Annotated in this window: 9 protein-coding genes; 4 read left to right on the forward strand and 5 right to left on the reverse strand. The window is 71.5% G+C overall.

Annotated features, from left to right (window positions below; all coding sequences use genetic code 11):
* Window positions 1–13 precede the first annotated feature (13 nt).
* A complete protein-coding gene (locus tag KDK95_RS32700) occupies window positions 14–241 on the reverse strand; it encodes an exodeoxyribonuclease VII small subunit (RefSeq protein WP_212522231.1) in 228 nt (75 codons plus the stop codon).
* Between the two features lie 47 nt (window positions 242–288).
* Here KDK95_RS32700 and KDK95_RS32705 point away from each other — a divergent pair, with 47 nt between their 5' ends.
* Entirely contained in the window at window positions 289–774 is a 486-nt protein-coding gene (locus KDK95_RS32705; protein WP_212522232.1) for a GNAT family N-acetyltransferase, read from the forward strand.
* On the opposite strand, the gene xseA is transcribed toward KDK95_RS32705, so the two are convergent.
* Window positions 746–1,981, reverse strand: a complete 1,236-nt coding sequence (gene xseA, locus KDK95_RS32710; RefSeq protein WP_212522233.1) for an exodeoxyribonuclease VII large subunit — start codon at window positions 1,979–1,981, stop codon at window positions 746–748. The two genes, KDK95_RS32705 and xseA, sit on opposite strands and share 29 nt — an antisense overlap.
* A 148-nt stretch (window positions 1,982–2,129) precedes the next feature.
* On the opposite strand from xseA, the gene KDK95_RS32715 reads away from it, so the two are divergent.
* Complete coding sequence (locus KDK95_RS32715) at window positions 2,130–3,098, forward strand: 4-hydroxy-3-methylbut-2-enyl diphosphate reductase (protein WP_212522234.1); 969 nt, start codon at window positions 2,130–2,132, stop codon at window positions 3,096–3,098.
* 16 nt (window positions 3,099–3,114) lie between these two features.
* On the opposite strand, the gene KDK95_RS32720 is transcribed toward KDK95_RS32715, so the two are convergent.
* Together KDK95_RS32720 and KDK95_RS32725 are read right to left on the reverse strand one after the other, a co-directional pair.
* Window positions 3,115–3,633 carry a DUF6542 domain-containing protein gene (locus KDK95_RS32720; RefSeq protein ID WP_212522235.1) on the reverse strand — a complete coding sequence of 173 codons (519 nt, stop codon included), beginning with the start codon at window positions 3,631–3,633 and terminating at the stop codon, window positions 3,115–3,117.
* Between the two features lie 62 nt (window positions 3,634–3,695).
* Window positions 3,696–4,823, reverse strand: a complete 1,128-nt coding sequence (locus KDK95_RS32725; protein WP_307844857.1) for a DNA recombination protein RmuC — start codon at window positions 4,821–4,823, stop codon at window positions 3,696–3,698.
* Between the two features lie 27 nt (window positions 4,824–4,850).
* Between KDK95_RS32725 and ychF the strand changes: the two genes are divergently transcribed.
* Together ychF and KDK95_RS32735 are read left to right on the forward strand one after the other, a co-directional pair.
* On the forward strand, window positions 4,851–5,930 hold the full coding sequence (gene ychF / locus KDK95_RS32730; protein WP_212522236.1) for a redox-regulated ATPase YchF: 1,080 nt from the start codon (window positions 4,851–4,853) through the stop codon (window positions 5,928–5,930).
* A gap of 322 nt (window positions 5,931–6,252) precedes the next feature.
* Complete coding sequence (locus KDK95_RS32735) at window positions 6,253–8,295, forward strand: S53 family peptidase (protein ID WP_212522237.1); 2,043 nt, start codon at window positions 6,253–6,255, stop codon at window positions 8,293–8,295.
* Window positions 8,296–8,359: 64 nt separating this feature from the next.
* On the opposite strand, the gene KDK95_RS32740 is transcribed toward KDK95_RS32735, so the two are convergent.
* The coding region (locus KDK95_RS32740; RefSeq protein ID WP_212522238.1) for a serine/threonine-protein kinase at window positions 8,360–9,822 on the reverse strand (1,463 nt) is incomplete at its 5' end.

Raw genomic sequence — 9,822 nt, forward strand, 5'->3', positions numbered from 1 at the left:
CCCTGAGGGGTTTTCAGCTCTCCCCCTCCGCGCGCCCGTTCTGCGCCCCCAACGCTGCATCGAGCCGCGCGCGTGCCCCGTCCAGCTTGGCCTGGCAGTGCGCCGCCAACGCCTCCCCGCGCTCCCACAGCGCGAGCGAATCCTCCAAGGCCAGGCCGCCTGCCTCGAGTTTCTGCACCGTGCCGATCAGCTCGTCGCGCGCCTGCTCGTAGCCGAGCGAGGAGATCTCTTCCGTAGTCATGGCCTCCACGATAGATTCCCCTACGGACAGAAATCGGGGAGGCACGTATGGGAGTCGTGGTACGGCGCGCGTCCGTCGAGGACGCGTGGGAGCTCACGCGTCTGCGCCGGGTGATGCTCAAGAACTTCCAGGAGATCTACGACGATCAGTGGGAGTACGCCTGCAAGGACACGTTCGAGCAGGCGCTCGCCGATCCGGACGGCATGATCCAGGCCTTCGTGGTGGACGCCGGGGACTTCCCGGGCAAGCTCGCCGCCTGCTCGATCGGGCTGATCCACCAGCGGCTGCCGAGCCCGGACAACCACTCCGGGCTGATCGGCTACATCCAGAGCGTCTCGACGGACCCGGACTACCGGCGGCGCGGCTACGCGCGGGCCGTGGTCGAGGCGACGCTCGAGTGGCTGGACAGCTGCGGGGTGCCGAAGACGGAGCTCGCCGCGTCCTCGATGGGCGACTCCCTCTACCGCGAGCTCGGCTTCTCCGACCCGCGGTTCGGCACCCACCTCAGCCGCTGGCTGCCTGCTCAGGTGTAGCCGAGGCGACGGACACCGACAGCCGGCCCGCGGCCAGCCGCACGCCGAGCTGCTGGCCGGCAGCCACCTCGGCCGCGTCGCGGACCACCGCGCCGTCCTGCGCCTGCACGATCGCGTAGCCCCGCTCCAGCGTCTTGAGCGGGGAGAGCGCGCGCACCCGGGCGAGCGTGTGCCCGAGCACCTCGGAGTCCCGGGAGATCCGCTGCTCCAGCGCACGCCGCATCCGGCCGCTCGCCTCCCTCAGCTCCAGCTCGCGGCGGTCGATCATGTCATACGGCGCGGCGAGCGACGGCCGGGAGCGGTAGTTCGCCAGCGCGCGCTCCTCGCGCTCCAGCATCCGCTCGACGGCCCCGCGCATCCGCTCGCGCGCGGTGCGCACCCGCTCCTGCTCCTCGCGCACGTCCGGCACGATCCGCTTGGCCGCGTCCGTCGGCGTGGAGGCGCGCACGTCGGCGACCAGGTCCAGCAGCGGCGAGTCCGGCTCGTGCCCGATCGCCGAGACCACCGGGGTGCCGCACGCCGCGACGGCCAGCAGCAGCTGCTCGTCCGAGAACGGCAGCAGGTCCTCGACCGAGCCGCCGCCGCGCGCGATCACGATCACGTCCACCTCGGGATGCGCGTCCAGCTCCTTGAGCGCGCCGACCACCTGCGGCACGGCCGTCGCCCCCTGCACGGCCACCTCGCGCACCTCGAAGCGCACCCCGGGCCAGCGCCGCCTGGTGTTCTCCAGCACGTCCTTCTCCGCCGCCGACGCCCGCCCGGTGATCAGGCCGATCAGCTGCGGCAGGAAGGGCAGCGGCTGCTTGCGCGCGGGCGCGAACAGCCCCTGCGCGCCGAGCTTCGCCTTCAGCTGCTCGATCCGCGCCAGCAGCTCGCCGACGCCGACCTGCCGCAGCTCCTGCAGCTGCAGCGAGAACTGCCCGCGCCCCCGGTAGAAGACCGGCTTCGCCCGGATCACCACGCGCTGGCCCTCGCTCGGCGCCGGCAGGATCTGCTCGTAGACCGAGCGCATGCAGGTCACCGACATCGACACGTCCTGCGCCGGGTCGCGCAGTGTCAGGAACACCACTCCCGCGCCCGGACGGCGGCTGATCTGGGTGATCTGCCCCTCGACGTGCACCACGCCGAGCCGGTCGATCCACTGTGCGACCAGCGTCGCGACCGTCGAGACCGGCACCGGTGCTTCGAAGGAGCTCTCCAAGGCCATGCGCCCACAGTAGCGATGCGCGCCGACACCGCGGCGCGCGCAGGGCCGGGGTCGCGAGGCGCGTACGGCCGGGGAGCGGATGTGCAACTGTCGTGAAGATCGCCGGGCCGGACTAGGGGCAGCGCCGAGGCCGGAATACCATGGAGGCATGGTCGATGCTCCGGTTTCCACCGACTCCGCCCCCCGTAAGCGAGTTCTGCTCGCCGCGCCGCGCGGCTACTGCGCGGGCGTGGACCGCGCGGTGCAGACCGTCGAGAGCGCGCTCGAGCGCTTCGGCGCCCCCGTCTACGTGCGCAAGGAGATCGTGCACAACAAGCACGTCGTCCAGACGCTCGAGGAACGCGGCGCGGTCTTCGTCGAGGAGAACGAGGAGGTTCCCGAGGGAGCCCTGGTCATCTTCTCCGCGCACGGCGTCGCCCCCGAGGTGCACACCAGCGCCGCCCGCCGCAACCTGCGCACCATCGACGCGACCTGCCCGCTGGTCACGAAGGTGCACAAGGAGGCCGTGCGCTTCGCCGACGAGGGCTACGACATCCTGCTGATCGGCCACGAGGGCCACGAGGAGGTCATCGGCACCACCGGCGAGGCCCCCGAGCACATCAAGCTCGTCGACGGCCCCGACTCGGTCGACGGCGTCGAGGTGCGCGACCCGGCTAAGGTGGCCTGGCTTTCGCAGACCACGCTGTCGGTGGACGAGACCCAGCAGACCGTGGCCAAGCTCAAGACGAAGTTCCCGATGCTGCTCGACCCGCCGTCGGACGACATCTGCTACGCCACCCAGAACCGGCAGACCGCGGTCAAGCAGATCGCCGGCGACTGCGACCTGCTGCTGGTGGTCGGCTCCAAGAACTCCTCGAACTCGGTGCGCCTGGTCGAGGTGGCCCTCGAGGTCGGCGTGCCCGCGTCCTACCTGGTCGATTTCGCCGACGAGGTGGACCCGGCCTGGTTCGAGGGCGTCACCACGGTCGGCCTGACCTCGGGCGCCTCGGTGCCGGAGAACCTGGTGCAGGACGTCCTCGAACTGCTCGCCGCGCACGGCTACGGCGAGGTCGAGGAAGTGCGCTCGGCGCAGGAGAAGCTCCTGTTCGCGCTCCCGCACGAGCTCAAGCGGCTGTAGGCGAAGATCCGGCCGGTCAGCGGCGGGGGCGACGCACCCGCCGCACGGCCAGCACGGCCGCGGACAGCGCCGCGCCGAAGAAGAGCGCCTTCGCCTTGGCGGCCAGCAGCTCGAACGTGGTCGCGGCCAGGCCGAGCAGCCCGGATCCGAACGACTCCGGCATCAGCTTGGCCAGCAGGATCATCGAGACCGCGAAAGTGAGCGGGGGAGCGACCAGCGCGGCGTACCAGTCCGCACCGCGCACCCGGTACGCGGTGTACCCGCAGGCCGCGATGTAGAGGGCGGTGACCGCCCAGTCGGCGGTGCCCACCAGCAGCAGGTCAAGCAGCGCGCCGCACACGCACGCGGCCAGCAGCACCAGAGACACACCGAGCCCCGTCAGCGGGCCGACACCCGTGCCCGCGGCGCCGGGATAGGGCCCGGGCTGCTGCGCGTGCGCGGCGGGCCGTGGAGCGGGGCGCGGCGCCGGGGAGGCCGGCGGCTCCTGCCGACGCAGCCGCGACTGCGCAGACTGCGAGACGCGGTTCTGGCTCATAGGACCACGTTACGAGCTGACAGGCCGTCGGAAGCTTCGCGACGCACAGGCGGCCGGCCCGCTCACTCTTGTGGCTGACTGATCGACCGGGCCGCCGTGTCCAGGCTCCGCGCGCTCGGCGGCTCCCCGTCGTCGAGGCCGAGCTCGCGCAGCCGCCGGGCCGTCACCAGCAGCCGCGCGTCGAGCGAGCCGACCGCGCGGTTGTACGCCGCCACCGAGGCCCCCAGCGAGCGCCCGACGCCGTCCAGCGTCTCGGTGAAGACCCCGATCCGCTCGTACAGCTCGCGGCCCAGCTCGACGATCGTGCGCGCCTCGTTGGCGAGCGTGTCCTGCGTCCACGCGTACGCGACCGTACGCAGCAGCGTGATCAGCGTTATCGGGCTGGCGAGCACGACCTTGCGCTCCGCCGCGTACTCGACGAGCTCCGGATCCGCGCTCAGCGCGTGCGAGAGGAAGGCCTCGCCGGGCACGAAGAGCACGACGAACTCGGCGGTCGGCGCCCCGGCCGCCGCCATCCGCTTCCAGTAGCCCCGCGAGGCAAGCTGGTCCACGTGCGCGCGCAGCTGCTTGGCGTGCGCCCGCAGCCGCTCCTCGCGCCGCAGCTCGTCCGGCGCCTCGGCGGCCTCCAGGAACGCGCCGAGCGGCACCTTCGCGTCCACGACGACGTGCTTGTCCCCGGCCAGGTGCACGACGAGGTCCGGACGTGCCACGCCGGCTCCCTCGCCGGTGTCGGCCCCCTCCTGCGCCGGGATGACCAGCTGCTCGGTGAAGTCGCAGCGGTCCACCAGACCGGCGAGCTCGACCGCGCGGCGCAGGTGCAGCTCGCCCCAGCGCCCGCGCACCTGCGGCGTGCGCAGCGCCGTGACCAGCGCCGCCGTCTGCCCGCGCAGTTCCTCCCCGGTCGTGCGCACGTCCTCGATCTGCCGGGACAGCGCCGCCTGCGCCGCCGCCCGGCCCTGCTCGATCTCGCGCAGCCGGTCGTCCAGGTGCCGCAGCGACTCGTGGATCGGCGCGCTCGCCCGGGACAGCTGCCGGTCCGCCGTCTCCAGCAGCGCGCGGGAGGCCCCGTCGATCGCCGCGGACGTCGCCGGGTCGGTCCGCGCCGCCCGCCGCGAGCGTTCCCACAGGACGCCGAGGGCGGTGCCGAGGACCAGACCGAGCAGGAGAAGTGCCAGCGCGCCGAGAGTCACCTCGTCATTGAACTAGACTTCACCCTCATGGGTCTGCAAATCGGCATCGTCGGCCTGCCCAACGTGGGCAAGTCGACTCTTTTCAACGCGCTGACGAAGAACGACGTGCTGGCGGCGAACTATCCCTTCGCCACCATCGAGCCGAACGTCGGGGTGGTCGGCGTGCCGGACCCGCGGCTCGGCACGCTCGCGGAGATCTTCCACTCCGAGCGCGTGCTCCCGGCGACGGTCGACTTCCTGGACATCGCCGGCATCGTCAAGGGCGCCTCCGAGGGCCAGGGCCTCGGCAACAAGTTCCTCGCCAACATCCGCGAGGCGGACGCGATCTGCCAGGTGATCCGGGTCTTCACCGATCCGGACGTGGTCTTCGCCGACGACAAGGACGCCCCGGACCCCAAGTCGGACATCGAGACGATCAACACCGAGCTGATCCTCGCCGACCTGCAGACGATCGAGAAGGTCCTGCCGCGCCTGCAGAAGGAGTCGCGGATGAAGAAGGACCTGCAGGAGAAGGTCGCCGCGGTCGAGCAGGCGCAGAAGCTGCTGGAGACCGGCACGACCGTCTTCGCCGCCGGCCTCGACCCGGCTCCGCTGCACGACCTGCACCTGCTGACGGCGAAGCCGTTCATCTACGTCTTCAACCTCGACTCCGACGAGCTCGCGAACGAGCCGCTCAAGCAGGACCTGCGGTCGCTGATCGCGCCCGCCGAGGCGATCTTCCTGGACGCCAAGATCGAGTCCGAGCTGATCGAGCTGCCCGAGGACGAGGCGCTCGAGCTGCTGCAGTCCATCGGCCAGGAGGAGTCGGGACTGAGCCAGCTGGCCCGCGTCGGCTTCGACACCCTCGGCCTGCAGACCTACCTGACGGCGGGTCCGAAGGAGGCGCGCGCCTGGACCATCAGGAAGGGCGCCACCGCTCCCGAGGCCGCCGGGGTGATCCACACCGACTTCCAGCGCGGCTTCATCAAGGCCGAGATCGTCTCCTTCGACGATCTGGTCGCCTGCGGATCCGTCGCCGAGGCGCGCTCGAAGGGCAAGGCGCGCATCGAGGGCAAGGACTACGTCATGGCCGACGGCGACGTCGTCGAGTTCCGCTTCAACGTCTGAGTACTCTCATCCGTCATATGTGGACGGATTCCGCGGACGGATCGCAGTGGTCTGAACGGGTGGCGGCGGCGCGTCGCGTCGCCGTTAGTCCGATCGAATGATCGACGACGAATCTTCCGGTAAATGCCCGCTCAGGCGCGAAGATCGTTTCCGGCGGGTTTCGAATTCCCCTAAATCTCAATGGACTTTCCCAGCTTGTGATCGTGAGGCTCTTGTCTCGCGCTGGCCGGGAGAGTACTAACTCGTGGTAGCACTTTCCGATTGCCCGAGTGGTCGCGCTGCCGATCGCGTGGGCCGAAACCGGGGAAGGACCCACGAAAGTATGGCCTCAGAGATTTGGCACGCCCGCGCGCGTGCGCGGCGGCGGATCGGGGCGGCCTCGCTCGCCGTGGCCGCGCTGACCGGCTCGTTCGTGACGGCGGCCGTGGCCTCGGCGACCTCGACCTCGAGCGCGGGCTCCTCCATCGCGGGAACCGCGCCCAGCTGGGCCACCTCGTCCGCCGACCGGGGGGCGGTCGCGTCCGGGACCTCGGTCGACTCGACCGTCTACCTGCAGAGCAAGGACCAGTCGGGCATGGCGGCGTACGCGAAGGCGGTCGCCACCCCCGGAAACGCGCTCTACCACCACTATCTGAGCGCGAGTCAGTACCAGGCGCGCTTCGGCACCACGGCCTCGCAGGTCACCGCGGTCGAGGCGTGGCTGCGCTCGGCCGGGCTGCGCATCGTCTCCGCGAACAGCCACGAGGTCCGGGTCTCCGGCACCGCCGCGCAGACCGAGGCGGCCTACGGCACCTCGCTGCGGGAGTACTCGGTCAAGGGCAAGACGTACCGCGCCCCGTCCGCCGACGCCAAGGTGCCGTCCTCGGTCGCCGCGGACGTGCTGACCATCGGCGGCCTGACCGACATGCCGACCGAGATGAAGCCGAACGACCTCGTCAGCACGGCGAAGTCCGAGGAGCAGATCACCGGCGAGAAGCCGACGATGACCAAGAGCGCCGACGGCTCGTACTACGTCGGCCAGACCCCGTGCTCCACCTACTACGGCCAGGCCGTCGACACGAACGCGCCGAGCCTGAACGGGACCACCGACAACCCGTACGTCATCTGCGGGTACGTCCCGAGCCAGCTGCGCAGCGCGTACGGCGTGTTCGGCGGCGTGTCCGGGCGCGGGGTGACCGTCGCGATCGTCGACGCCTACGGCAGCTCCGACATCCTCTCGGACGCCGACACGTACGCGGTCAACCACGGCGACCCGGCCTTCAGGTCCGGCCAGTTCCTCGACACCGAGACCCCGGCCGACTGGACGAACCAGACCGCCTGCGGCGGCGCGGCCGGCTGGGCGCCCGAGGAGCACATCGACGTCGAGGCCGTGCACGCCATGGCCCCCGGCGCCACCGTGCACTACTACGGCGCCAACTCCTGCGAGGACGCGGACCTGCTGGCCTCGCTGCAGCAGATCGTGGACACGCACTCGGCCGACATCGTCTCCAACTCCTGGGGCGAGGTCGTCTACTCCAGCACCGGCAATCTGGCGACCAGCGTCCAGGCCTCGTACGACCAGGTGCTGATGCAGGCCGCGATCGAGGGCATCGAGATGAACTTCTCGTCCGGCGACTGCGGCGCGGAGATCCCGACCACCGGCTGCGGCGCCACCGACACCTCGACCGAGCCGCAGGCCGACTGGCCCTCCTCGTCCGACTGGGCGACCTCGGTCGGCGGCACCAGCGTCGCGATCGGCAAGCACGGCCAGGTCGAATGGAACACGGCCTGGGGCACGTCGATCTTCCTGAACGCCGGCACCAGCTGGAGCGACTACGGCTGGTACTTCGGCGGCGGCGGCGGAACCAGCGCGGTGGAGAGCCAGCCCTGGTACCAGCGCGGGGTCGTCTCGAACTCGCTGGCCACGACGCTTCCGACCGGCGCGACCACGACCTCGAAAATGCGCGTGACGCCGGACGTGTCGATGGACGCGGACCCGTACACCGGCTTCCTCGTCGGCCAGACGCAGACGCTGCCCGACGGCAGCACCGGCTACGGCGAGTCCGCGTGGGGCGGCACCAGCCTCGCCAGCCCGCTGTTCGCGGGTCTGCAGGCGGACGCGATGCAGCTGCAGGGCTACGAGCCGATCGGCTTCGCCAACCCGGCGATCTACGCCCGCGCCGGCAGCCCCGCGTACTACGACGTGACCGCGAACGGCAAGGGCACGAAGGCGTACAACGACATGCCGGACTCGACCGGCACCGGGACCGAGTACGCGGTCGACTTCGGCTCCACGCAGATCCTGCAGGCCACCCGCGGGTACGACGACGTGACCGGCGTCGGCACTCCGACAGTGTTCTACCTCTGGTCGCACCTGCGCTGGTAGCAGGGCGCGGATGACGTGGAAGAGGGCCGTCCCCGGCGGGGGCGGCCCTCTTCCGCATGCCGGCTCAGTACGTCGAGTTGCCCGCGTGCGTCACCGAGTAGACGACCAGCAGGATCCAGCCGACCACGCCGACCAGGCTGATCGCCAGGCCCCACTTGGAGGTGCCGGAGGGCTGGCCCTGGCTGGCGCGGGACAGGCCGATGCCGCTGAAGATGATGCCGAGGACCAGCAGGCAGGGGACGATGAGGCCGATGATGCCGAGGGTGAGCCCGGCGACGCCCATTCCGTTGCTCTGCCGGACCTGCGGCGCCATGCCCATCTGCGGGTAGCGGTAGCCGACGCCCTGCGGCGGCGTGCCGGGCGGCGGCCCGAAGGAGCCGCCCTGCTGCGGGTACGGCGGACGCTGCGGGGCGCCCGGCGGCACCGGCGTCTGCCGCGGCGGGGTCTGCGGGAAGGCCTGCGGCTGTTGGAACATCTGCTGCGGCGGCCCGAACGCCCGGTTCGGCCCGCTGTTCGGCGGCGCGAACACCGGGTTCTGCGGGTTGGACGGGTTCGACGGGGCCGGGGGCGGCCCGAACGTCGGGTTCTGCGGATTCGACGGATGCGAGGGCGGACCAGACTGGCCCTGCCCCTGCCCGGGGGGCTGGTTCTGCGGGAACGGCGGCGCGAAGCCGGGCCGGTCCTGCTGCGGCGGCGGGAGCGTGTTGTAGGCGGCCGACGCCGTGCTCAGCGCCTCGGTGGCCTGGGTCAGGATCTCCTGCGTCACGTTCCCGGGCAGCCAGCCGGGCATCGGCTTCTCGCCCGGCTCCTGCTCGAGCAGCGTCACCAGCTCGGCCGCCGACGGCCGCGCCGCGGGCTCCTTCGCCAGCGCGCGCGAGACCGGGACGGCGACCGCCTCCGGCAGCTCCGGCGAGATGCTCGGCCCGACCGCGATGGCCCGCGCGTACAGCTCCTGCGCGCCCCCGCGTCCGTACGGACCGGTCGCGGTCGCCGCGTAGTGCAGGATCGAGGCGAGCGAGAAGACGTCGGACGCGGGCCCGAACTCCCCGCTGATCAGCTGCTCCGGCGCCATGTACGGCGGCGAGCCCGCGACCATGCCGGTCTTCGTCAGGCCCTCCTCGCCGACCCCGCGCGCGATGCCGAAGTCGATCACCTTCGGCCCCTGCGCGGTCAGCAGCACGTTGCCCGGCTTGAGGTCCCGGTGCACCAGGCTGACGGCGTGGATCGCGGCCACCGCGCGGGAGACGCAGACCCCGAGCATGCGCACCGAGTCGGCGGGCATCGGACCGTACTTGCGCACCGCGTCCTCGACCGAGATGCCCGGCACGTAAGCGGTGGCCAGCCACGGCACCGCCGCCGCCGGATCGGCGAGCACGACCTCCGCGATGTACTCGTCGCGCACCCGCAGCGCCGCGTTGACCTCCTGGGTGAACCGCGTCCGGAACTCCGGATCGGCCGCCAGCTCCCCGTGGATCGTCTTGACCGCCGCGTGCCGCCCCGACCCCTCGTCCCGGCCCAGGTAAACCC

Origin of the sequence: Actinospica acidithermotolerans, from assembly GCF_018139625.1 — a bacterium.
Classification (GTDB): Bacteria; Actinomycetota; Actinomycetes; order Streptomycetales; family Catenulisporaceae; genus Actinospica; species Actinospica acidithermotolerans.

Bases quoted from the DNA above. Each gene is read 5' to 3' on its own strand.
- xseA (WP_212522233.1), bottom strand. From the start codon at position 1,981: ATGGCCTTGGAGAGCTCCTTCGAAGCACCGGTGCCGGTCTCGACGGTC.
- KDK95_RS32705 (WP_212522232.1), top strand. From the start codon at position 289: ATGGGAGTCGTGGTACGGCGCGCGTCCGTCGAGGACGCGTGGGAGCTC.
- KDK95_RS32715 (WP_212522234.1), top strand. From the start codon at position 2,130: ATGGTCGATGCTCCGGTTTCCACCGACTCCGCCCCCCGTAAGCGAGTT.
- KDK95_RS32735 (WP_212522237.1), top strand. From the start codon at position 6,253: ATGGCCTCAGAGATTTGGCACGCCCGCGCGCGTGCGCGGCGGCGGATC.
- KDK95_RS32720 (WP_212522235.1), bottom strand. From the start codon at position 3,633: ATGAGCCAGAACCGCGTCTCGCAGTCTGCGCAGTCGCGGCTGCGTCGG.
- ychF (WP_212522236.1), top strand. From the start codon at position 4,851: ATGGGTCTGCAAATCGGCATCGTCGGCCTGCCCAACGTGGGCAAGTCG.
- KDK95_RS32700 (WP_212522231.1), bottom strand. From the start codon at position 241: ATGACTACGGAAGAGATCTCCTCGCTCGGCTACGAGCAGGCGCGCGAC.